The sequence below is a fragment of the Streptomyces xanthii genome, assembly GCF_014621695.1.
In the GTDB taxonomy this organism is placed as follows: Bacteria; Actinomycetota; Actinomycetes; order Streptomycetales; family Streptomycetaceae; genus Streptomyces; species Streptomyces xanthii.
Map to the genome: position 1 here is coordinate 6,780,760 of NZ_CP061281.1, position 21,877 is coordinate 6,802,636.

The following is a 21,877-nucleotide window of genomic DNA, read 5'->3' on the forward strand; positions in this document are numbered from 1 at the left end:
GTTTTCAGCCGATCCGGGGGGTGGGGCAGGGGTGTCGGGCGGCGGGGCTCACTGGCCGACACGCCCCGGCTGCAGCGTCTTCGAGAACAGTACGTCGCCGCCCTCCTGCCGCAGGCGCACCGTCAACTCGCCGCTGTCGCCGTCGATGTCGACCTCGCCGAAGTACGGCGTGGTCTCGGCCGGGGACGTGTTCGCCCGCGACGGAGCCTTGAGGAACACCTGCTGCGGGCCGAACGTCCCGTCGAGCTTCACCGCCGGGAACCCGCCCGCGGCCAGAGGCCCCGACACGAACTCCCAGAACGGCTCGAAGTCCTGGAACGCGGCCTTCTCCGGCTCGTAGTGCTGCGCCGAGGTGTAGTGCACGTCGGCCGTCAGCCACACCGTGCCCGTGATCCGCCGGTGCTTGATGTGCCGCAGCAGCTCCGCGATCTGCAGCTCCCGGCCGAGCGGTGCGCCCGGGTCGCCCTGCGCCACCGCCTCGAACCGCGTCGCGCCGTCGGGCACGACCAGGCCGAGCGGCATGTCCGAGGCGATCACCTTCCATGTGGCCCGGGACCGCGACAACTCGCGCTTGAGCCACGCGAGTTGTTCCGCGCCGAGGATCCCGGTGGTGTCGTCGGCCTGCCGGTTCGAGGAGTTCGCGTTCCGGTACGTGCGCATGTCGAGCACGAACACGTCGAGCAGCGGCCCCTGGTGCAGCACCCGGTACACGCGGCCGTCCGGGTCGCCGGCGGGCAGGGACGAGACCGGGAAGTACTCGCTGAACGCGCGCAGCGAACGGGCCGAGAGCACGTCCGCGTTCTTCTCCGTGTACCGGTCGTCGGCCAGCAGCTGGCCCGGGTACCAGTTGTTGTGCACCTCGTGGTCGTCCCACTGGGTGATCGTGGGGACCTGCGCGTTGAACCGGCGCACGTTCTCGTCGAGGAGGTTGTACCGGAACGCGCCGCGGAACTCGGCGAGGGTCTCGGCGACCTTGGACTTCTCCTCGGTCGTGATGTTGTGCCACACCCGTCCGTCCGGGAGCGTGACGCTGGGCTGGATCGGGCCGTCCGCGTAGATGTTGTCGCCGCTGCACAGGAAGAAGTCCGGGTCCAGGGCGCGCATGTCCTCGTACACGCGGTAGCCGCCGCGGTCCGGGTTGATGCCCCAGCCCTGGCCCGCGATGTCTCCCGACCACAGGAAGCGCACCCCGTCGCGCCGGGACACGGACGCGGTGCGGAACGTGCCCTCGACCGGCTCGCCCGTGCGGCGAGGGTCGTCCGGATCGGCGAGGACCACCCGGTAGTGGATCTGCTCGCCGGGCGGCAGTCCGCGCAGCCGTGTCGTGCCCGTGAAGTCGGTGCCGGGGCCGAGCAGCGGGCCCTGCCACCGGGTCACGTCGCGGAACGACCCGGTGCGCGAGGTCTCGACGACCATCCGCGCGGGCCGGTCCGAGCGCACCCACACCAGACCCGAGTGTGCCGTCACGTCACCGGCCTGCACACCCCAGCCGGCCTCCGGCCGTCCCGAGAGGGCGAACGCGGGCGCGGCGGAGCCGATCGTCGGGAGGGCGAGCGCCGCCGACGCGCCCAGCGCCCCGCGCAGGACTCCACGACGGCCGGGCAGCGGACTCGGGGAACGGTGTGACATGGGCGCCTCCAATGACGGTTCCGACGACGGGTGCGGGGCCATGGATCGCGCGCGGCGCCGCGGAGCCACACTTACGGCTTGCCCACGGCGCGCACACGAACCTCAAGTGAACAACCGCCCCTGCCGTCATGGGAACAGGGCACGCGCGCGTGGCGCCGCGCAGCGCCGGCCTACTCCTGCGCGGTCTGCTTCCAGTCCTGGACGAGCAGTCCGAGCAGCACCTCGTCGAGAAACTCGCCCATCACCCACGCGGAGGAGCGCAGCACGCCCTCGCGGACGAATCCGTTGCGCTCGGCGCAGCGCAACATCGCCGCGTTGTCCGCCAGCGTCTCGATCTGCAGCCGGTTCAGGCCGCGGATCACGAAACCGTAATGGCACAGCACCGACACCACGTCCGTCGCGTAGCCCTGACCGCGGGCGGAGGGACGCAGGCCCATGCCGATGTGCGCGGCCCTGTTGTGCGGGTCGATGCCCCACAGCTGTGCGCCCCCGAGCAGGGTGCCGTGCTCCAGGTCGACGACGGAGAACTGGATGTTGACCTGGTCCTCGTCGTCCACCAGGAACTGGGTCTTCTTGGAGCCGGGCGTGATCGGCCGCCACGGCTTCCCATTGGCGCGCGATGTGGTGACCACGTCGTCGTAGAGCTCGGCCTGCAGGATCGGGACGTCGTCCTCGTGGCGGGCCCTCAGCCCGACCTTGCTGCCCTTCAACATGCGGACTTCCTACCGGGCCGCACGACAGCACGGCAACCGGAATTCGTCCTCAGGCCGGCCGCCCGCCCGAAGGCCGCGCCGCCTCCGCCAGGAGACGCACGCCCTCGGTGATCCGCGCGGGCGGCACGTGGGCGTAGCCGAGCACCAGGGACACCCCGGCGGTCTCCGCGCGCCCGTAGGCGCTGAGCGGACGGACCGTCACGCCCGCCTCGGCGCAGCGTTCCAGGAGGCGCCGCTCGGGTCCGTAGTGCTCGGGGAGGGTCGCGATGGCGTGCAGGCCCGCCGCGATGCCCGACACACGCGTACCGGGCAGATACGTCTCCAGGGCGGACAGCAGCACGTCCCGTCGTTCCTTGTAGGCGCGCTGGCAGCGGCGCAACTGGCGGTCGTAGTCGCCACGTTCCATGAAGTGCGCGAGAACGGCCTGGTCGAGCGTGGGATTGCCGAGGTCCATGTACTGCTTGCGGGCGACGACCTCGTCGGCGAGGCCGTCGGGGACGACGAGCCAGCCCAGGCGCAGGCCCGGGACGAGGGACTTGCTCACCGAGCCCGTGTAGGCGACGCGGTCCGGATCCAGCCCCTGGAGCGCGCCCACGGGAGCCCGGTCGTAGCGGAAGTCGCCGTCGTAGTCGTCCTCCACGACGATCCCGCCCGTCTCGCGCGCCCACGCGAGCAGCCCCGCCCTGCGGTCCGCGGAGTAGGCGATGCCGGACGGGAAGTGGTGCCCCGGAGTCGTCACCACGGCGCGTACGCCCGAGGCCCGCAGCGGGCCGAGCGCGAGCCCTTCGTCGTCCATCGGGAGACGCACGACCCGGGGCCCGGCCGTCGCGAACAGCTCCTCGTACTGCGGGCTGCCGGGGTCCTCGACGCCCACGGCGCGCTCCCCGCGCGCGTGGAGGACGATGCCCAGCAGGGTCACCGCCTGGGTCACCCCGGAACACACGACGATCCGCTCCGGGTCCGCCACGACACCGCGACGCCGGGTCAGCAGCTCCGCCAGCGCCGTACGCAGCCGGGGCAGACCGCGCGGATCGGGATAGCCGAGCTGCTCGTGCGGCAGGTCCGCGAGGACGGCCCGCTGCGCCGCCGACCACGCCGTCCTGGGGAACATCGACAGGTCCGGGCGCCCCGCCACGAAGTCCACCCGGCTGTCTCCCGGCCGGCGCGGCGACAGATCCCGCACGGCGGGCGCCGCGGCCCGCACCGCGTCGCTCACCCAGGTGCCGGCGCCCCGGCCGCTGCGGAGATAGCCCTCGGCGGTCAGCTGCTCGTACGCGTCCGTGACCAGCCCCCGGGACACTCCGAGGTCGCCCGCCAGGTCCCGGCTCGACGGAAGCCGGGTGCCCGGGGTGAGCCGGCCCGATCGCACCGCCTCCCGCAGCGCGCTCTGGAGGGAGCGGCCACGCGCGCGTGCGGGGGCGGCCGCCGCGGGCAGCAGCAACTCCCAAGCGGCGGAAGCCTCCTGGGGGAGCGACGACGGGATCATGAGGGCGCACCCTACTGGGACGACCGGCTCCCCGAAGAGTCCCCCGGCGGCTCCCCGTTCCAGACGCGCCCTTCGAAGAGGCCCCGAAGGGCGCCGCCGACTGGTCCCCGAGAACGCACCACGATTGGACCCCGAACGGGACCACCGCGCCTCCTAGCGTCGATCCCATGAACGCCACCACCTTGCGCGGCTCCGCCCTCGCCGCCCTCGCCTGTGTCCTCGTAGGAGGCTCGTTCACCGCGAACAGCGTCCTGGGCGACTACCCCTACGCGGGAGGCCAGTTCCTCCGCTACGGCCTCGCCTTCCTGCTGCTGCTCCCCCTGGTGGCGCGCAGCGACGGTTTCGCACCACTGAAGCGGCTCACCGGACGGCAGTGGGGACGGCTCGCCCTCCTCGCGGCGGTCGGCATGGTCGGCTTCAACCTCGCGGTACTCGCCGCCGAACGAACGGCGGAACCCGCCGTTCCCGGTGTCTTCGTAGGGTGCGCGCCCGTGATCGTGGCCGTACTGGTCCCCCTCCTGGACGGGCGGCGCCCACGACGGCCGGTGCTCCAGGGCGCGTTGCTGGTCGCGGCCGGGGCCTTCACCGTCCAGGGATGGGGGCGCACGGACCTCCCGGGGCTGCTGTGGTCGGTGGGGGCGCTCGCGGGAGAGGTGGGCTTCGCGGTGCTCGCGGTCCCGGTGCTGCGCCCGCTCGGCCCGCGCCTGCTGTCCTGCACGGTGTGCGCGGTCGCGGCGGCCGAGTCGGCGCTCGCCGGGCTCGTCCTCGACGGCACCGTCTGGCTGCGCGTACCGGACCCGGCCGAGACCGCCGCCCTGATGTGGCAGGCCGTCGTCGTCACCGTGATCGGCTTCGTGTGCTGGTACGCGGGCATGCAGCGGATCGGCGCGGAGCGCGCCACGCTGTTCTCCGGACTCATCCCTGTGGCGGCGGCCTGCACGGCGCCCCTGGTGGGCGCGGGGACGTACGGACTCGCCCAGGGCGCCGGCAGCGCGCTCGTCGCGGCCGGGGTCGCCCTGGGCTCCGGGGTGTTCGGTGCCCGGTCAGCGGCTGGTGTCGAGGATGACGCGGGCGACGAGCGCGGGGTCGTCGTTCATCGGGACGTGACCGCAGCCGGGCAGCCGGACGAGACGGGCCCCCGGCAGGACCTGCTTGGCGCGCACGCCCTGGCGGCGCAGGAGGAGGCGGTCACGCGTGCCCCAGGCGACCGTCACCGGGATCTCGGGGATGTCGTCGCGGAACTGGACGGTGCGGCCCGCGCGGAGCGTCTCGCGGAAGCCGGGGGCCTCGCGCAGCGCCAGGGTCTCGGCCACGACCGCCTCGGGTGAACGGCGGCCGGGCCGCGCGTAGATGGTGCTGGTGAGCGCGGTGCGCCCGGCCGCCGAGCGGGACAGGCGCTCGATCGCGGGGAGCGGCAGCGCCCGCGCGCCCTGACGCATCGCGAGGAGCGTGCCGAACGCGTAGCGGCGCTCCGCCTCGGTCCAGAAGCCGGCGGGGGAGAGCGCCGTGACCGACCTCACGCGCTTCTCGCGGCCCAGGTCGAGGGCGAGCAGCCCGCCCAGCGAGTTCCCGGCCACGTGGGGCCGCTCGATGCCCAGGTGGCGGCAGAACGCGTCCAGGACGGGGACGACCGTCGACAGGTCGTAGGCGAGGCCGTCGGGCAGCGCGGGTGAGGCGCCGAAGCCCGGCAGGTCGAGGGCGACGACGTCGCGTTCGGCCGCCAGGATCGGCAGCACCGGCTGCCAGGCCTGCCAGTGGTGCCCGATCCCGTGCAGCAGGAGCAGCGGCTCCCCGGACCCGGTCCGCTCGTACGTGACGGTCACCTCGCGGGACCCGCCGTGGCTGTCGATGGTGAAGGTCGCCCTGGCCATGTCGCTCGCTCCCTGTCCCCGCCGCGCCCCGACGGTCCTTAGACTCCTTGTCAGCAACAATTACCGCCGAGTAGGCCCGAGTTCAAGAGGGGCGGCGCCCGACATCGGCCGGTCCGCCGGGCCGGCCTGGACAGCGCGTCGTTCGTCGGTTGGGATGGAGACGTGGCCACCGATACCGTGATCGACCTCTTCGAAGAGCACCGGCCCGTCCTCATGGGCGTGGCCTACCGCATGCTGGGGCGCGTCGCCGACGCCGAGGACGTGGTCCAGGACGCATGGCTGCGCTGGTCCCAGGCGGACCGCGCCGACGTCCGCGAACCCCGCGCCTATCTGGTGCGCATCACGACCCGCCTCGCCGTCGACCGGCTGCGCCAGGCCCAGTCCCGCCGCGAGTCCTACGTGGGCCCGTGGCTGCCCGAACCACTCGTGACCGACTTCGGCCCCCGCGTGCCCGACACCGCCGAACAGGCCGTGCTCGCCGACTCGGTGTCCCTGGCCGTGCTCGTCGTCCTGGAGTCGCTCTCGCCCCTGGAGCGTGCCGTCTTCGTCCTGCGCGAGGCCTTCGGGCTGCCCTTCGCCGAGATCGCCGCCACTCTGGAGCGGGGCGAGGCCGCCGTACGCCAACTCGCCGCCCGCGCGCGCAAGCACGTGGAGGAGCGCAGGCCGCGCTTCGACGTCGACCCCGCGCAGCAGCGCGACCTCACCGAGCGGTTCCTCGCCGCGGCCGCCGACGGAGACCTCGACGGGCTCATGAAGATGCTCGCGCCCGACGTCAGCCTCGTCGGGGACAGCGGTGGCAAGTCCAAGGCGCCCGTCCGCGTCATCGAGTCCGCCGACAAGGTGGGCCGCTTCGTGCACGGGGCCGCGCGCCAGGGGGCGCAGCAGGCCGACACCTCGTACCGCTTCCTGGAGCTCAACGGCGCCCCGGCCGTCGCCTTCCTGGTGGGCGGCAAAATCGACGCCGTCATCCAGCTCGGCGTCGCCGACGGGAAGATCCAGCAGGTCTACATCGTGCGCAACCCCGACAAGCTGCAGACGCTCCTGTGAGCCGCTTCGTGTAGGCGTCGTCCGGACGAAGGCCCGTCCCGCTGTCGCGGGGCGGGCCTTCGCGTGTGCCCGGCCACGCGCGCGAACGCCGTGTGAACGGTGTGCGGCCCCGCATGAACGCTCCGCGGCACGGCCCCGGTGCGGGGCGTGCCCGATCGAGCATTGGTCTTGACCAAGTCAGGGGCGGGTCCTACGCTCGCAGGGATAGTGCAGGAACCTTTAATAAACAAGGGCGCTAAATAGCCGCCGGGACATGGCTGTTGCGGAGGACAGGGTGGGGACCACGCAGTTGGAAGCGGCTCCGGAGCCGAAGTACTGGCATCTGCGGACCGTGCTGAGCGAGGCGCTGGACTCGGAGTTCTCCGTGGGCGAGATCCTTCCGAACGAGCGTGACCTCGCCGCCCGATTCGGTGTCGCCCGCGCCACGCTCCGGCAGGCTCTCGAGCAGTTGGAGCTGGAGGGCCGCCTGCAGCGCCGCCGCGGCGTCGGTACCACCGTCGCCCCGCCGCGCGTGGGCGTCGCCGTGGCCTCCACCGACGAGGACCGCCCCGGAGCCAGCGCGGACGCCTGGCAGGTCGTCGACTCCGCCCTCGACGCGGCCCCGGCCGCCGTCGCGGGCATGCTCGGCGTCCGGGCGGGCGAGAGCGTGCACGTGCTGCGGCGCCGACGCGTCTCGCACGGCCAGACCGTCGCCGCCGAGCTGCTCTACGTTCCCGCCGCCTCGGTGCCCGGGCTGACCGCCATAGACGCCCCGTCCGGCCCCGCCCGCGGCCGCGCCGTGCTGCGCGAGCTCCAGCGGCAGGGCCTCGACGGCCAGGACCGTGCGGTGGAGCTGGGCTCGGTGCGCGCGGAGGACGCCAAGGAGCTGGACCGCCTGCCGGGCGCCCCGGTCCTCGTGGTGACGACGCGCTACTTCAGCAAGGGCACGACGGCGGCGGTCGCCGTGGCCACGTACCGCGCGGACACCTGCCGCCTCACCTTCGGCGACACCCCGAGTGTGGAGATCCACCACACCCCGGAGTCCCACGCGTCCTGAGAAGCACCGTCCGCGGAGCGGCCCCGAACCCCGGTCGGCCGTGTTCCGGGGGTCGGCGGGACCGGGGTTCGATTCGGCCACGCGACGGAACACCCGGCGCAAGTCCGCCCTCACGGCCGCCCCCCCACCGGACCCCGCACCGCCTTTACCGATCGCTCCAGGGCGTCTGGAGTCGCCCGCGCGGCGCGTGTAGGCGGGCCGGACGGGGAGCCCGCGCCCATCGGTCGGCCATGCGACCGGGCGCCTGGTTCGAGGCCGCCCTCACGGTCCGGCTGCCGCTGGACTCCCGTACCGCCTTCGCCGATCGCTCCAGGGCGTCTGGAGTCGCCCGCGCGGCGCGTGTGGGCGGGCCGGACGGAGAGCCCGCGCCCATCGGTCGGCCATGCGACCGGGCGCCTGGTTCGAGGCCGCCCTCATGGTCCGGCGGCCCTCCCGGACCGATGACCCCAGGGCGTCGTGGAGTCGCCGCGCGGGGCGCGCAGGCGGGGCCGAACGGAGAGCCCGCGCCCATCGGCGGTGGGCCGACCGTCGGGGCCTGCCGCCCGCGTCGCGCCGGCACTACCGCCCTGGACGCGCAGTCCACCTGGTGACCAGGCTCGCCGGCCCGCGTACGCGTCGGCCCGGCCCCGTGGTCCGGCCCCGCCCGAGGAACCTCAGCGGCGCGCCGACACCGTGCCCTCCGTCGCGAACAGCTGCGCCTCCACGTGATCGAGCGCCAGGCGCAACGCCCCCGTGGCCACCGCCGCCTCCCCGAGCATCGACAAAGCGACCCGCGGCGGACGCAGGCAGTAGCGCTCCAGCTCTTGCCGCAACGGGTCGAGCACGCCGTCCAGGCCGGCCGCCCAGCCGCCGACGACCACGAGCTCCGGGTCGAGGGCGAGGACCAGCGCCGCGACGTCGTGCACCAGCCGCTGGATGAACCGCTCGACGGCGGCACCGGCCCGCTCGTCGCCCTCCCTGGCCAGCGCGAACACCTTCGCCACGGCCTGCTCGTCCAGCGGGTGCAGCGGCTCGTCCGTCGTCGACAGCAGCGTCTCGGGCCGCACCTCGCGGCCGAGCAAATGCAGCGCACCGATCTCACCGGCCGCGCCCCCGAAGCCGCGGTGCAGCCGCCCGCCGATCAGTGAACCGGCCCCCGGGCTCAGCCCCGCGAGCACCATCACCATGTCGTCGGTGTCGACACCCGCACCCTTCCAGTGCTCGGCGACCGCCGCCGTGTTCGCGTCGTTCTCGACGATCACGGGGCACCTGAAGGAACGCCGGAGCCGGTCGCCGAGCGGCAGCCCCGTCCACTCCGGCAGTGCCGTGCCCAGCCGTACCGTGCCGTCGGCCTCCACGATCCCCGGGCTGCCCACCCCGACCGCGCGCAGCGAGTCACGGGCCACGCCCGCCCGGCGCAGCAGATCGGCGACCGTGCCGCGCAGCTTCTCGAGGCGCTCGTCCGCCGGGGCGGTCTCCGACACGTCCTTCGACGCCGAGCCGAGGATCCGGCCGTCGAGCGCGGAGAGCACGGCGGCGACCCGGTGCGGCCCGATCTCCAGACCCAGCAGATGCCCCGCCTCGGCCCGGAAACGGAACTTGCGCGCCGGGCGCCCCTGGCGGCGCGCGCTCGGCGCCGTGCCGTCCGTCTCAACGACGAGACCGGCCTCCATGAGCCCTTCGACGACGCCCTCGACGGTGGGCCGGGAGAGCCCCGTCACCCCCGTGATCTCGGTGAGCGTCGCGAAATCCGTGGCCCGCAGCGCGTGCAGCACCACCGCGGAATTGATCCGCCTGAGCAGAGAGGGGTCCCCGCCGGTCAGCCGCCCCAACGTCCGTCCTCCCAGCTAGTGCGCGTGTCCGCCGGATGCTACTCGCCGCGCGGCGCGGCGGCGAGACTCGGGGTGCACCGATGTGGAACGCGCCGCTCACCCGCGCGGGACGCGATCCGGGACGATCCGGACCTCAGCTCGGGGTGACGAAACCGGATTCGTAGGCGGCGATCACGGCCTGGGTCCTGTCCCGCGCCCCGAGCTTCGCGAGGACGGCGCTCACGTGCGACTTCACCGTCTCCGTGCCGACGACGAGATCCGCGGCGATCTCCGCGTTGGACAACCCGCGCGCCATGCGCCGCAGCACCTCGCCCTCCCGCTCGGTCAGCGCGGCCCGCTCCAGCGCGGTGCGCGCCGCCGACGTGCCGTACTCCGCCGCGAGCCGCCGCACGGCCGCCGGGAAGAGGAGCGAGTCGCCCGCCGCCACGAGGCGCACCGCGTGCACGATCTCCGCCGGCCGCGCCCGCTTCAGCAGGAACCCGTCGGCGCCCGCGCGCAGCGCCCCGTACACGTACTCGTCGTTCTCGAAGGTGGTGACCACGAGGATCTTCGGCGGCCGGTCCACCGTGCGCAGCACCGCGCGCGTGGCCTCGATCCCGTCGAGAAGCGGCATCCGTACGTCCATCGCGACCACGTCCGGCCGCAGCTCCCGCACCAGCGGGACGACGGCCGCACCGTCCGCGGCCTCGCCGACCACCTCGATGTCCGGCTGCGCCTCCAGCACGGCGCGCAGACCGGCGCGGACCAGGGGTTCGTCGTCGACGAGAAGCACGGTGAGCGGCACGGCGCCAGCCTAGATCACCCGACCGGCAGATCGACGTGTACCTGCCACTCGTCGCCCAGGGGGCCCGTCCGCGCGCGGCCGCCCAGCAGCGCGGCCCGCTCCCGCACCCCACGCAACCCGCTCCCCGTGCCGCCGGACCCGGCCCTGCCCCCGGTAGGCAGCGGATTGCGCACTTCCAGGAGGAGCCGCCCGCCGTCGACGGCGAGCTCCACCCGGACCGGCACCGCGCCACAGTGGCGCAGCACGTTCGTGAGCGCCTCCTGAAGGATGCGGTACCCCTCGCGGGACACCGGCCCCGGCACCGCGCCCAGCGGACCGCGCACCTCCACGTCCACCTTCGCGCCGGACGCCCGCGCCGAGTCGAGCAGCCGGTCGGCCTCCTGGAGCGTCGGACGGCTGCTCGCGGGGCGCTCCGCCTCCCGCAGCACCATCAGGACGCGTTCCAGGTCCTCCAGGGCCGCCCGCCCCGTCTCCTCGATGGCGTCGAGAGCCCGGTCCGTGAACGCCGGGTCTCCCGCCGCCCGCGCCGCCCCCGCCTGCACCACCGCGACCGTCAGCGCGTGCCCGATGGAGTCGTGCAGTTCCCGCGCGATGCGATTGCGCTCCAGCAGCTGCTCGGTGCGCTCCTCCAGGGCGGCGAGACGCTCCGCCGCCGACGGGCCCAGCAACAGCAGGGAGGCACGCGCCGTCAGCCATCCCGCGCCCGCCACCACGTAGAGGAGCAGGCACAGGGGGAGCGGGATCAGTGCGGCGCACCACCAGCCGGGGCCGGGTGTGGGCAGCACGGAGACGGTCTCCGGCGTGTTCCCCGCCGCGGCGCCCGTCAACTCCAGCGAGACCGCCACCAGTTGCCCAGAGAGCAGAGCGACGGACAGGCCCAGGAACAGCCGCAGGAGCAGCCACCCGCTGGTCCTGGCCCGGTCCCGCCAGGACGCCGACGGCGCCACCGAGACGCCGCCCTCCTCCCCGTCGCCCGCCACGCGCGTGTGCCCGCCCGGAAAGAGCAGCAGTCGTGCCTGCAGGCCCTCCGCCCTCCGGGTCGCGGGAAACAGTCCCGCCACCACCAGAAGGGGAACCGGCACCGCGTACACGAGCAGCCAGTCCGTGAGGGACGGCCGCGACAGACCGGGGTAGATCATGGCGCACACGAAGGCGAGAACCGCCGCACTCAACAGATGCAGCCAACGGGTGTACGTCACCGCGCGGAACAGCGGTCTCACAAGGCGGGGCATGCGCCCATCGTGCCAGCAGCCCCGCACCCGAAGGCTCCCCCGCACGGGGGAGACGATCTCCACCGGCGGGGGAGGACCCGTACCCCTTCGCCGGGCGAGGCTGAAGCCATGACCAGCATCGACGTCTTGGACCTCACCAAGGAGTACGGCACGACGCGCGCCGTCGACGGACTGACCTTCAGTGTCGAGCCCGGCCGCGTCACCGGCTTCCTCGGCCCGAACGGCGCCGGAAAGTCCACCACCCTGCGCCTCGCCCTCGGACTCGACCGCCCCACCTCGGGAAGCGCGCTCATCGGCGGCCGCGCCTACGGGACGTACGCGGAACCGCTGCGCACCGTGGGCGCGCTCCTCGACCCCCAGGCCGCCCACGGCGCCCGCACCGCACGCGACCACCTGCGCGCCCTCGCCGTCAGCAACCGCATCCCCGCCCGCCGCGTCGAGGAGGTCCTGGAACAGGCCGGCATCGCCGCCGTCGCCAAGCGCCGCGTCAAGACGTTCTCCCTCGGCATGCGCCAGCGCCTCGGCATCGCGGCGGCCCTGCTCGGCGACCCCGAAGTGGTGATGCTCGACGAGTCCTCCAACGGGCTCGACCCCGAAGGCATCATCTGGATCCGCGAGTTGATGCGCGAGCTCGCCCGCGCGGGACGCACGGTCCTGGTCTCCAGCCACCTCATGAACGAGACCGCGACCTTCGCCGACCACCTCGTCGTCCTCGGCCGCGGCCGGCTCCTCGCCGACACCTCGATGCCCGACTTCATCGCCGCGCACAGCGCGCGCCGCGTCCACGTACGCACCACGGACCCGGCCCGGCTGCGGACCGCGCTCACCCGCGCGGGACACGCCGTCACGCTCGACGACGGCCGGCTCCTCGTCGACGGGGCGACCGCGGCCGACGTCGGCGCCCTCGCCGCAAGGGAAGGGGTCCCCGTCCTCCAACTGGCCGACGAGCAGGCCTCCCTGGAGGACGCCTACCTCGCCCTGACCGCCCGCGAAGCCGAGTTCACCGGCACGTCCACGTCCCTCCAGGAGGCCTGATCATGTCCACCACCGCTGTGCTGCACTCCGAGTGGATCAAGATCAGATCGCTGCGCGGCAGCTTCGGCTCGCTCGTCTCCGTGTTCGCCGCCACCGTCGCCATCACCCTCCTGGTCACCGCGACCATCGGACAGGACGAGGCCCGCGCCGACGGCGGCGACGACCTCCTGTTCTTCGCCTTCTACGCCCTCAACTTCGGCCAGATCGCCGCCATCGCCTTCGGGGCCACCGCCGTCTCGTGCGAGTTCCTCAACGGCGCGCTGCGCGTCTCCCTGACCGCCGTCCCCGACCGGAACCGCCTGTATTTGTCGAAGCTCGCGGTGATCGGCGCGAGCGCGTTCGCCGTCGGCACCCTCACCACCTTCACCGCGTTCCTCGCCGGACAGGCCTTCATGGGGTCCTACGCGCTCGGCCTCGGCGACACCGGAGCCGTCCGCGCCTGCCTCGGCGGCGGCGTGTACCTCGCGCTCATGGCGCTGCTCGCCGCCGGGCTCACCAGTGTGCTGCGCAGTGCCGTCGCCGTGCTGAGCATCCTGGTGCCGTTCATCCTCATCGTGTCGTTCGTCGTCGGGGACGTGGCCGGCAACGCCGCCGACTTCCTCCCGGACCGGGCCGGACAGCAGGTGTTGCGCGAGCACACCGCCGGCTCGCTCGGGCCGTGGACGGGACTCGCGGTGAGCGCCCTGTGGGCCGCGGCCGCCGTGCTCGCGGGCTGGTGGGCCGTGCGCCGCAGGGACGCCTGACTACGGGGCTTCCGTTGTCGGCGGGAGGAACTACCCTGCGTGCAGGGGATCTTGAGCGCCGGTCCGCAGGGGCCGGCGCGACGGTCGAGCAGCAGCCACGGCACGCAGGCCACGGCACGAAGGGGAGCACATGAGCGACGACAGCGCGCAGCAGCCGGGAGAGCGGATCGCCAGCCACATCGCGCACAACGCCCGTGTGTGGAACTACTGGCTGGGCGGCAAGGACCACTACCAGGTCGACGAACAGGTCGGCGACATGGTCACGTCCATGTACCCGAGCATCGGCGAGGTCGCGCGCGCCGACCGCGCCTTCCTCGGCCGGGCCGTCACCTTCCTCGCCGGGGAGGCGGGCGTCCGCCAGTTCCTCGACATCGGCACGGGCCTGCCGACGGTGGACAACACGCACGAGGTCGCCCAGCGCATCGCCCCCGACGCGCGGATCGTCTACGTGGACAACGACCCGATCGTGCTGACCCACGCCCGCGCGCTGCTCACCAGCACCGCCGAGGGCGCGACGAACTACGTGGACGCGGACGCCCACGACCCGCGCGCCATCGTCGAGGCCGCCTCCGCCACCCTCGACTTCGACCGCCCCGTCGCGATCATGCTGCTCGGCATCCTGAACTTCGTGCTGGACACGGACGAGGCCGCGGCGATCGTGCGTCGTCTCGTCGAGGCCGTCCCGTCCGGGAGCTATGTCGTCCTCACGCACCCCACCCTGGAGCTGGGCGGCGAGGGCAACGAGGCGGCGATGAAGTTCTGGAACGAGAACGCGACCCCGCCGATCACCGCCCGCACCGGCGCCGAGGTGCTCGGCTTTCTGGACGGCCTGGAGCTCGTCGAGCCCGGCCTCGTCTCCTGCGCGCGCTGGCGCTCCGAAGGCACCGAGGAGGGGCCGCTGGTGGCCCAGTTCGGCGTCGTGGCCCGCAAGCCGTAGCGAGGCGGGGTGGTGGGTCGGCGGGGGAGTGGAACCGATGACCGGGGGGCTAGTCCGGCGCGGCGGCGGCTGCCTCGCGCAGCCGCGCGTACTCCTCCGCCATCGTCGTGGCCGTCCAGTGCGCGTTCAGGCCGCTGGGATTGGGCAGCACCCACACCCGGGCGCCTCCGATCTCCCGCTCCTGCGGCCCGATCTGGGCACGAGGCTCGCCGAAGGCCGACCGGTACGCGGTCACGCCCACGACCGCCAGCCAGCGCGGGCGCAGCCGCGTGACCTTCTCCGTGAGGATCCGCCCGCCCTCGCGGAACTCCTCGGCGCTCAGCTCGTCCGCGCGGGCCGTCGCCCGCGCCACCACATTGGTGATCCCCAACCCGTACGACAGCAGCTCGTCCTGCTCGGACGGCTTCAGCAGGCGCGGCGTGAAGCCGGACAGATGCAGCACCGGCCAGAAACGATTGCCGGGCCGCGCGAAGTGGTGGCCGGTCGCCGCCGTCATCAGCCCCGGGTTGATCCCGCAGAACAGCACGGAGAGGCCGCTCGCGACGACGTCCGGAACGAGACGGTCACGAGCGGCCTCCAGGTCCGCGGGGGTGAGCCGGGTCAGAGGATGGCTCCGGGCGTGTACCCGGCGGCCTCCGGGTGCTGCTTGACGATCTCCTCGACGCGCGCGACGACCTGCGCGACCTGGCCGGCGGCGGCGCCCGTGAACGACAGCTTGTCGGCCATCAGCCCGTCGAGCTGCGCGCGGTCCAGCGGGATGCGGGAGTCGGCGGCGAGCTTGTCCAGCAGCTCGTTGCGCTCCGCGCCCTGCTCGCGCATCGCCAGCGCGGACGCGACGGCGTTCTCCTTGATCGCCTCGTGGGCCTCCTCGCGGCCCACGCCCGCGCGCACCGACGCCATGAGCACCTTCGTGGTGGCGAGGAACGGCAGGTAGCGGTCCAGCTCACGGGCGACGACGGCCGGGAACGCGCCGAACTCGTCGAGCACCGTCAGGAACGTCTCCAGCAGGCCGTCGAGCGCGAAGAACGCGTCCGGCAGCGCCACGCGGCGCACGACCGAGCACGAGACGTCGCCCTCGTTCCACTGGTCGCCCGCCAGCTCGCCGGTCATCGACGCGTAGCCGCGCAGGATCACCATCAGGCCGTTGACGCGCTCGCAGGAGCGGGTGTTCATCTTGTGCGGCATCGCCGACGAGCCGACCTGGCCCGGCTTGAAGCCCTCGGTGACCAGCTCGTGCCCGGCCATCAGACGGATCGTCTTGGCGAGCGAGGACGGGGCCGCGGCGAGCTGCACCAGCGCGGTGACGACCTCGTAGTCGAGCGAGCGCGGGTAGACCTGGCCGACGGAGGTGAAGGCCTGCGCGAAGCCGAGGTGACCGGCGATCCGGTCCTCCAGCTCGGCCAGCTTCGTGTCGTCGCCGCCCAGCAGGTCGAGCATGTCCTGCGCCGTGCCGACGGGGCCCTTGATGCCGCGCAGCGGGTAGCGGGTGAGCAGCTCCTCGACCCGGCCGTACGCGACCAGCAGTTCGTCGGTGGCGGTCGCGAAGCGCTTGCCGAGAGTCGTGGCCTGCGCCGCGACGTTGTGCGAGCGGCCCGCCATGACCAGCTCGGCGTACTCGCCCGACAGCTTGCCGAGGCGCGCGAGGACGGCGACGGAACGGTCCCGGATCAGTTCGAGCGAGAGCCGGATCTGCAGCTGCTCGACGTTCTCCGTCAGGTCGCGGGACGTCATGCCCTTGTGGACCTGCTCGTGCCCGGCGAGCGCGTTGAACTCCTCGATGCGGGCCTTCACGTCGTGCCGCGTGACCTTCTCACGCTCGGCGATGGAGGCCAGGTCGACCTGGTCGAGCACGCGCTCGTAGTCCGCGATCGCGGCGTCCGGCACCTCGATCCCCAGGTCCTTCTGGGCCTTCAGGACGGCGAGCCAGAGCCGACGCTCAAGCTTCACCTTCTCCTCCGGGGACCAGAGGGTGGCGAGCTCGGCGGAGGCATAGCGTCCGGCGAGAACGTTCGGGATACGGGGCTTGGCAGGCGCAGTCACGTGTACGGAGTTTACCGGGCGTCCCTACAGGCTCCGAACCACCGCCGACCTGGAGGAACGTACAGGTGATCCGGGAGTCGGCGCTACTCACGGTACGCGTCCGCGATGCTGTACGGATGACCGGTACCGAAGTGCTGCGGGCCGAGCCACGGCGGGTGGTCGAGGTGTAGGGCGGGAAGGGGTGGGGGATGGACGAGCAGGTGGTGCGGGGGCGGTTCGACGGGCGGGGGCGGGTCGAGGTCGTGCTGCGGTCCGGGAGCCGGGACGAGCGGGAGCGGGCGGAGCGGATCGCGCACGCGATGGGCTACCGGCTGAGCGAGGTGCAGGGGCTCGGCCGGCTCGGCATCCGGCTCGACTTCACCCGGGACGACGACCCCCGAGCCCGGCGCCGGGCCGAGGAATCCGTGCGCCGGCTGCGCGCGGGCGTCCCGCTCCTGTCCGCACCGGACGCCCCACCGCCCCCGCCACCCGGCCCGCCACCGGCGGCGGCCCCGGCGCCCCGGCCCAGGCCCCGTGCCGTGATCCCGGACGAGCCCCCGCCTCCGCCGGCCGCCGTGCGTCCCCCCGCACCGCGCGTGCCGCCCCGCCCGGCCTACCCGCCCCCGCCGCCCCCGCCGCCCCGAACGGTCAGGCGGGGCGCCGGGCCGTGAGGAGTTCGAAGGGCGGGTTCGCCTCGTAGTCGTCCCAGAAGCCGGGGGCGAACGCCGCGCGGCCCTCGGGCGATACGGGCAGCGGCGACCAGGTGACTTCGGTGAAGCCGGCCCGGGTCAGCGCCTCGGCGTACACCTCGCGGCGCGGCAGGTTCGCCGTGAAGGAGACCGGCTGCGGCTCCAGGAACGCGGTGATGCGTACCCGGGGACCGACCTCGGAGCGGCTGCCCTCCAGCTCGCTGAGGAACCCGTACGGGCGCGGGCTCGGCCCCTCGAAGTCGTAGTCCGGGCTCTGGTTGAGGGCGTAGAACGTGCCGCCGGGCGCGAGCGCGGCGTGGATGGTGCGGCACATGGCCGTCATCGTGTCGGTGGTGTCCGCGTAGTTGAGCAGGTTCACGGCGGTCGCGAGGTCGTAGCGGCCCGGGCCGAGCGAATCCGGCCGTGCCACGTCGCCCACCGCGTACCGGACGCCCAGCGGGTCGGCCTCCTCGATGCGCAGCGCGGCGTTGATCATCTCGCCGGACACGTCGACGCCGAGGACGTCGTCGGCCCCGCGCCGCTTGAACTCGCGGCTGTAGAAGCCGGTCCCGCAGGCCAGGTCGAGGACGGACCGGCCGCGCACGTCGCCGACCAGCTCCAGGAAGCCCGGGACCTCCGCATAGCGGCACAGCGTCAGGGCCTTGAACCCTTCGAACGCCTCGCCGATCCGGTCGTACTGCTGCTCCGCGCTCGTGCTCACGATGCCTCCCGCAGGGGTCGGTGGTGTCTGGCGCGTCGCAGTCTTCCGGCGCGCCGGAGCGAACACCGACTGACAGGAACCACAAAGATCGGCACCCGCTCTCGGGCGCGTGCACAAGTCGGCCCGATCAGCCCGCGTCGGCGGGCCCCGCTGCGGCGAGGGCCCGCACGGCCCGCTCCAGCCGCGTCCTGCGCGCCTCCGGCGTCGTGGCCTGGAGGAGGGGCAGCAGGGTCAGATAGCGGGCGGTCCGGTCGAGCGCGTCGAACGCCCTGCGCGCGGCCGGCTCCGCGTCGAGCGCCGCCGCCAGATCGTCCGGAACCGTGGCCGTCGCCTGTGACGCGTACGCGCGGTCCCAGCGGCCGTCCTCCTGCGCCCGCCGGACCTCGGCGAGCCCCGGCTCCCGCATCCGGCCCGCGGCCGCCAGCTCCGCCACCTTGTCGACGTTCACCTGCGACCACATGCTGCGCGGCCGGCGCGGCACGTACTTCTGGAGGTAGTAGCGGTCGTCCAGGCCGCGCCGCTGCCCGGAGATCCACCCCCAGCACAGCCCCACGTCGACCAGCTCGTCGTCCGTGACCGACGCGATCCCCGAGGCCCGCTTCGCGACCTTCACCCACAGGCCCTCGCCGCGCGTGTGATGCGCGCTGAGCCAGTCGTCGAAGGCCGCCGCGTCCGGGAACGCGCGCACCTCGACCCCGTTGAACTCTTCGGACCCCTTGGATCCCTCCGACCCCTCGGACCCTTTGGATCCCGCGTTCCCCACGAACCCCTCGGACTGCGCCATGCGGGCAGAATAAGGCGGCTGCCCAGGGGCGCGGGGGCGTTACGAGTCGGAGGGCGCCGAGGCTTCCCCGTACGGCGCGAGCTCCCCGCGCTTGGGCGCGAGTCCGTCACCCGACGAGCGGCCCGTCAGGCGCCGCCCGATCCACGGCACGAGGTGCTGCTTCGCGAACCGCGCGTCGGCCACGCGCCGCGCGGCCCAGTTCGGCCGCGCCGCCGCGGCCAGCGGCGCACGCCAGTCGGACTCCGGCGGATACCCGAGCGCCTGCCACACGGCCTCGGCCACCCGCTCGTGCCCCTCGGCGGTCAGGTGCAGCCGGTCCACGTCCCACATCCGCTGCTCGCCGAGGACCGGCGCCCCGTACAGGTCGACGACCACGGCGCCGTGCCGCTCCGCGAGCTCGTCGATGCACGTGAACAGCTCCTCCATGCGCGGCCGGAACCGCTCCATGACCGGGCCGTTGCGCCCGGGGCTGCGCATCAGCACGAGCTGCTCGCAGGAGGGGGCGAGCCGCTCCACGGCCTCGGTGAGCAGCCCGCGCACCCGGCCCATGTCGCACTTGGGACGCAGCGTGTCGTTCAGGCCGCCCACGAGGGTGACGACGTCGGCCCGCATCGCGGCGGCGACGTCGACCTGCTCGTCGACGATCTGCCCGATGAGCTTGCCGCGCACGGCGAGGTTGGCGTACCGGAACCCCGGGTCCCGGGCAGCCATCCGGCCGGCCAGGAGGTCGGCCCAGCCGCGGTACGAGCCGTCCGGCAGCCGGTCCGACATGCCTTCGGTGAAGGAGTCGCCGACCGCGACGAGGCTGGTGTACTTGACGTTCATCTGCATGGCGCCAGAGATCGTATCCCGGTGCGCGGGCCCCGTCCCTCGCGGGACGGGACCGACGCGGCCGAGCGGTGTCAGGCCTACTGTCCGAACAGCTCGCCCGTGGTGTCAGGCGGGCTGTCCGAACAGCTCGCGCAGTACGTCCTCCATGGTCACCAGGCCCGCGAGCCGCCCGTCGGCGCCGAGCACGGCGGCCACGTGCGTGCGGCTGCCGCGCATCGCGGTGAGCACGTCGTCGAGCGGCGTCGTCTCCCGCACGCGCGCGATGGACCGCATGTCCGGCACCCGGAACGGCAGGTCGCGCGGCGTCGCGTCCAGCGCGTCCTTCACATGGAGGTAGCCGACGATGCGCCGGCCCTCGTCCACGACGGGGAAACGCGAGAAGCCCGACTCGGCGGACAGCCGTTCCAACTGCTCCGGAGTGACGCCCACGCGCGCGTAGACGACCTTCTCCAGCGGGAGGACGACGTCCTTGACGGGGCGGCGGCCCAGCTCCAGGGCGTCGTGGAGCCGCTCCTGGGCGCGGTCGTCGATCAGCCCCGCGTCGGAGGAGTCCTTGACCATGCGGGCGAGCTCGTCGTCCGAGAACGTCGCCGCCACCTCGTCCTTGACCTCCACCCTGAGCAGCCTCAGCAGGGCGTTCGCGAAGGCGTTGATCGCGAAGATCACCGGGCGCAGGGCGCGCGCCAGGGCCACCAGCGGCGGGCCGAGCACCAGCGCCGAGCGCACCGGCTCGGCGAGCGCGATGTTCTTGGGGACCATCTCGCCGAGCAGCATGTGCAGATACGTCGCGAGCGACAGGGCGATCACGAACGAGATCGGGTGGATCAGTCCGTGCGGCACCCCGACCGCGTCGAACACCGGCTCCAGGAGGTGCGCGATGGCCGGCTCGGCCACGATGCCGAGCACCAGGGTGCACAGCGTGATGCCGAGCTGCGCCGCGGCGAGCAGCGCCGACACGTGCTGCAGCCCCCACAGGACGCTGCGGGCCCGCCGGTCGCCCTCCTCGGCGTGCGGCTCGATCTGGCTGCGGCGCACCGAGATCAGGGCGAACTCGGCGCCGACGAAGAACGCGTTGACGACCAGCGTCGCCAGGCCGATCAGCAGCTGGATCGCGGTCATCGTCGCGCCCCCTTCGTGGTGTCCTCCGTGGTCCCGGCGGCCGGCGCGTGCAGCAGCACGCGCGCGGCGCGGTGCCCGTGCGCGTCGACGACGTCGAGCCGCCATCCGGCGACCTCGACGCTGTCGCCGACGCCGGGGATCCGGCCCAGCTCGGTCGCCACGAGGCCGGCCAGCGTCTCGTACGGGCCGTCGGGCACCCGCAGTCCGACCCGGGCGAGCCGGTCGGTGCGGGCGGCGCCGTCGGCCGAGTACAGCGTGCGGCCGTCCTCGTCGGTGCCCGCGGCGGCGATGTCCGGCGTCTCGTGCGGGTCGTGCTCGTCCCGCACCTCGCCGACGACCTCCTCGACGATGTCCTCCAGCGTCGCGACGCCTGCGGTGCCGCCGTACTCGTCGATGACGACGGCCATCGTGCGCTTGCCGGACAGCCGGTCGAGGAGCCGGTCCACGGTGAGCGTCTCGGGGACCAGCAGCGGTTCGCGCAGCAGGTCGGACACGCTCTTGCGGGCGCGCTGGTCGTCGGGCACGGCGAGCACGTCCTTGATGTGCACGACGCCGACGACCGAGTCGAGATTGCCGCGGTAGACGGGGAAGCGGGACAGGCCGGTGGCCCGTGTCGCGTTCGCCACGTCCTCGCAGGTGGCCTGCAGGTCCAGGGCCATCACCTGGACGCGCGGGGTCATCACGTTCTCCGCGGTCAGGTCGGCCAGGTTCAGGGTGCGCACGAACAGCTCGGCGGTGTCGGCCTCCAGGGCGCCCTCCTTGGCGGAGTGCCGGGCGAGCGCCATCAGCTCCTGGGGGCCGCGCGCGGAGGCCAGCTCCTCGGTGGGCTCGACGCCGAGGCGCCGCACCAGCCGGTTCGCGGTGTTGTTCAGGTGCGTGATGAACGGGCGGAAGGCCGCGCTGAACCAGCGCTGCGGTGTCGCCACGCGCTTGGCCACGGCCAGCGGCGAGGAGATCGCCCAGTTCTTCGGGACCAGCTCGCCGACGACCATGAGGAACACGGTCGACAGGGCGGTGCCGAGGACCAGCGCGACCGACGTCGACGCCGAGCTCGGCACGCCGACGGCCTCGAGCGGGCCCGCGATGAGCTTGGCGATGGACGGCTCGGCGAGCATGCCGACGACCAGGTTGGTCACGGTGATGCCGAGCTGGGCGCCGGAGAGCTGGAAGGTCAGGTTCCGTACGGCCTTGAGGGCGCCGGCGGCGCCGCGCTCGCCGCGCTCCACGGCCGCTTCGAGATCACTGCGCTCGACGGTCGTGAGGGAGAACTCCGCCGCCACGAAGGCGCCGCAGGCCAGCGATAGGAGTACTGCGACGGCGAGCAGGAGCACTTCGGTCATCGGGTCACCTCCGTCCCATCTTCGGCCAGTGACGGGAGGGGCGCGCGATC

Annotated in this window: 20 protein-coding genes and 1 pseudogene; 7 read left to right on the forward strand and 14 right to left on the reverse strand. The window is 73.5% G+C overall.

Going from position 1 to position 21,877, the window contains the following annotated elements; all coding sequences use genetic code 11:
- Positions 1-48: 48 nt before the first annotated feature.
- The 3 genes from IAG42_RS30625 to pdxR form a co-directional block, all read right to left on the reverse strand.
- A complete protein-coding gene (locus tag IAG42_RS30625) occupies positions 49-1,629 on the reverse strand; it encodes an alkaline phosphatase D family protein (protein ID WP_188340195.1) in 1,581 nt (526 codons plus the stop codon).
- Between the two features lie 170 nt (positions 1,630-1,799).
- Positions 1,800-2,342 carry a GNAT family N-acetyltransferase gene (locus tag IAG42_RS30630; RefSeq protein WP_188340196.1) on the reverse strand — a complete coding sequence of 181 codons (543 nt, stop codon included), beginning with the start codon at positions 2,340-2,342 and terminating at the stop codon, positions 1,800-1,802.
- A gap of 49 nt (positions 2,343-2,391) precedes the next feature.
- The gene (pdxR, locus tag IAG42_RS30635; RefSeq protein ID WP_188340197.1) at positions 2,392-3,828 is read right to left on the reverse strand and encodes a MocR-like pyridoxine biosynthesis transcription factor PdxR; all 1,437 of its coding nucleotides are present in this window, start codon (positions 3,826-3,828) and stop codon (positions 2,392-2,394) included.
- Positions 3,829-3,995: 167 nt separating this feature from the next.
- Between pdxR and IAG42_RS30640 the strand changes: the two are divergent.
- Positions 3,996-4,835: pseudogene (locus IAG42_RS30640) on the forward strand (DMT family transporter); the annotation flags it as partial.
- A 36-nt stretch (positions 4,836-4,871) separates the two neighbouring features.
- Here the strand turns inward: IAG42_RS30640 and IAG42_RS30645 are convergent.
- Complete coding sequence (locus IAG42_RS30645; protein ID WP_188340198.1) at positions 4,872-5,699, reverse strand: alpha/beta fold hydrolase; 828 nt, start codon at positions 5,697-5,699, stop codon at positions 4,872-4,874.
- A gap of 162 nt (positions 5,700-5,861) precedes the next feature.
- Here IAG42_RS30645 and sigJ point away from each other — a divergent pair, with 162 nt between their 5' ends.
- The gene (sigJ, locus tag IAG42_RS30650; RefSeq protein WP_188340199.1) at positions 5,862-6,746 is read left to right on the forward strand and encodes an RNA polymerase sigma factor SigJ; all 885 of its coding nucleotides are present in this window, start codon (positions 5,862-5,864) and stop codon (positions 6,744-6,746) included.
- Positions 6,747-7,020: 274 nt separating this feature from the next.
- Complete coding sequence (locus tag IAG42_RS30655) at positions 7,021-7,782, forward strand: GntR family transcriptional regulator (protein WP_188341682.1); 762 nt, start codon at positions 7,021-7,023, stop codon at positions 7,780-7,782.
- Between the two features lie 653 nt (positions 7,783-8,435).
- On the opposite strand, the gene IAG42_RS30660 is transcribed toward IAG42_RS30655, so the two are convergent.
- From IAG42_RS30660 to IAG42_RS30670, 3 genes are all read right to left on the reverse strand, one after another.
- Positions 8,436-9,593, reverse strand: coding sequence for an ROK family protein (locus IAG42_RS30660; RefSeq protein ID WP_188340200.1), 1,158 nt, complete (start codon positions 9,591-9,593; stop codon positions 8,436-8,438).
- A gap of 133 nt (positions 9,594-9,726) precedes the next feature.
- Complete coding sequence (locus IAG42_RS30665; protein ID WP_188340201.1) at positions 9,727-10,377, reverse strand: response regulator; 651 nt, start codon at positions 10,375-10,377, stop codon at positions 9,727-9,729.
- Positions 10,378-10,391: 14 nt separating this feature from the next.
- The gene (locus tag IAG42_RS30670; protein WP_188340202.1) at positions 10,392-11,609 is read right to left on the reverse strand and encodes a sensor histidine kinase; all 1,218 of its coding nucleotides are present in this window, start codon (positions 11,607-11,609) and stop codon (positions 10,392-10,394) included.
- 108 nt (positions 11,610-11,717) lie between these two features.
- Between IAG42_RS30670 and IAG42_RS30675 the strand changes: the two genes are divergently transcribed.
- From IAG42_RS30675 to IAG42_RS30685, 3 genes are all read left to right on the forward strand, one after another.
- Positions 11,718-12,644 carry an ABC transporter ATP-binding protein gene (locus tag IAG42_RS30675; RefSeq protein WP_188340203.1) on the forward strand — a complete coding sequence of 309 codons (927 nt, stop codon included), beginning with the start codon at positions 11,718-11,720 and terminating at the stop codon, positions 12,642-12,644.
- A gap of 2 nt (positions 12,645-12,646) precedes the next feature.
- Positions 12,647-13,387, forward strand: a complete 741-nt coding sequence (locus tag IAG42_RS30680; RefSeq protein WP_188340204.1) for an ABC transporter permease — start codon at positions 12,647-12,649, stop codon at positions 13,385-13,387.
- A gap of 130 nt (positions 13,388-13,517) precedes the next feature.
- Entirely contained in the window at positions 13,518-14,324 is an 807-nt protein-coding gene (locus tag IAG42_RS30685) for an SAM-dependent methyltransferase (RefSeq protein WP_188340205.1), read from the forward strand.
- 49 nt (positions 14,325-14,373) lie between these two features.
- Here IAG42_RS30685 and mug read toward each other — a convergent pair whose 3' ends face one another.
- Together mug and purB are read right to left on the reverse strand one after the other, a co-directional pair.
- Positions 14,374-14,928 carry a G/U mismatch-specific DNA glycosylase gene (gene mug / locus IAG42_RS30690; protein WP_188341683.1) on the reverse strand — a complete coding sequence of 185 codons (555 nt, stop codon included), beginning with the start codon at positions 14,926-14,928 and terminating at the stop codon, positions 14,374-14,376.
- The gene (gene purB / locus IAG42_RS30695; RefSeq protein ID WP_188340206.1) at positions 14,925-16,364 is read right to left on the reverse strand and encodes an adenylosuccinate lyase; all 1,440 of its coding nucleotides are present in this window, start codon (positions 16,362-16,364) and stop codon (positions 14,925-14,927) included. Before purB ends, mug begins: the two co-directional genes overlap by 4 nt.
- Before the next feature lie 188 nt (positions 16,365-16,552).
- Here purB and IAG42_RS30700 point away from each other — a divergent pair, with 188 nt between their 5' ends.
- A complete protein-coding gene (locus tag IAG42_RS30700; RefSeq protein WP_188340207.1) occupies positions 16,553-17,014 on the forward strand; it encodes a hypothetical protein in 462 nt (153 codons plus the stop codon).
- Here IAG42_RS30700 and IAG42_RS30705 read toward each other — a convergent pair.
- The 5 genes from IAG42_RS30705 to IAG42_RS30725 form a co-directional block, all read right to left on the reverse strand.
- Positions 16,992-17,753, reverse strand: a complete 762-nt coding sequence (locus IAG42_RS30705) for a class I SAM-dependent methyltransferase (protein ID WP_188340208.1) — start codon at positions 17,751-17,753, stop codon at positions 16,992-16,994. The genes IAG42_RS30700 and IAG42_RS30705 overlap by 23 nt on opposite strands.
- 127 nt (positions 17,754-17,880) lie before the next feature.
- A complete protein-coding gene (locus IAG42_RS30710; protein WP_188340209.1) occupies positions 17,881-18,537 on the reverse strand; it encodes a YdeI/OmpD-associated family protein in 657 nt (218 codons plus the stop codon).
- Positions 18,538-18,576: 39 nt separating this feature from the next.
- Complete coding sequence (locus IAG42_RS30715; RefSeq protein ID WP_188340210.1) at positions 18,577-19,368, reverse strand: SGNH/GDSL hydrolase family protein; 792 nt, start codon at positions 19,366-19,368, stop codon at positions 18,577-18,579.
- A 105-nt stretch (positions 19,369-19,473) separates the two neighbouring features.
- Positions 19,474-20,487: a hemolysin family protein gene (locus IAG42_RS30720; RefSeq protein WP_188340211.1), complete on the reverse strand. Its 1,014-nt coding sequence runs from the start codon at positions 20,485-20,487 to the stop codon at positions 19,474-19,476.
- On the reverse strand, positions 20,484-21,827 hold the full coding sequence (locus tag IAG42_RS30725) for a hemolysin family protein (RefSeq protein WP_188340212.1): 1,344 nt from the start codon (positions 21,825-21,827) through the stop codon (positions 20,484-20,486). The genes IAG42_RS30720 and IAG42_RS30725 overlap by 4 nt, the downstream gene beginning before the upstream one ends.
- Between the last annotated feature and the right edge of the window lie 50 nt (positions 21,828-21,877).

Coding starts and splice junctions, on each gene's coding strand:
- IAG42_RS30675 (WP_188340203.1), top strand. CDS start 11,718: ATGACCAGCATCGACGTCTTGGACCTCACCAAGGAGTACGGCACGACG.
- IAG42_RS30680 (WP_188340204.1), top strand. CDS start 12,647: ATGTCCACCACCGCTGTGCTGCACTCCGAGTGGATCAAGATCAGATCG.
- IAG42_RS30725 (WP_188340212.1), bottom strand. CDS start 21,827: ATGACCGAAGTGCTCCTGCTCGCCGTCGCAGTACTCCTATCGCTGGCC.
- IAG42_RS30670 (WP_188340202.1), bottom strand. CDS start 11,609: ATGCCCCGCCTTGTGAGACCGCTGTTCCGCGCGGTGACGTACACCCGT.
- IAG42_RS30700 (WP_188340207.1), top strand. CDS start 16,553: ATGGACGAGCAGGTGGTGCGGGGGCGGTTCGACGGGCGGGGGCGGGTC.
- IAG42_RS30710 (WP_188340209.1), bottom strand. CDS start 18,537: ATGGCGCAGTCCGAGGGGTTCGTGGGGAACGCGGGATCCAAAGGGTCC.
- pdxR (WP_188340197.1), bottom strand. CDS start 3,828: ATGATCCCGTCGTCGCTCCCCCAGGAGGCTTCCGCCGCTTGGGAGTTG.
- IAG42_RS30625 (WP_188340195.1), bottom strand. CDS start 1,629: ATGTCACACCGTTCCCCGAGTCCGCTGCCCGGCCGTCGTGGAGTCCTG.
- IAG42_RS30630 (WP_188340196.1), bottom strand. CDS start 2,342: ATGTTGAAGGGCAGCAAGGTCGGGCTGAGGGCCCGCCACGAGGACGAC.
- IAG42_RS30645 (WP_188340198.1), bottom strand. CDS start 5,699: ATGGCCAGGGCGACCTTCACCATCGACAGCCACGGCGGGTCCCGCGAG.
- IAG42_RS30715 (WP_188340210.1), bottom strand. CDS start 19,368: ATGCAGATGAACGTCAAGTACACCAGCCTCGTCGCGGTCGGCGACTCC.
- IAG42_RS30685 (WP_188340205.1), top strand. CDS start 13,518: ATGAGCGACGACAGCGCGCAGCAGCCGGGAGAGCGGATCGCCAGCCAC.
- IAG42_RS30720 (WP_188340211.1), bottom strand. CDS start 20,487: ATGACCGCGATCCAGCTGCTGATCGGCCTGGCGACGCTGGTCGTCAAC.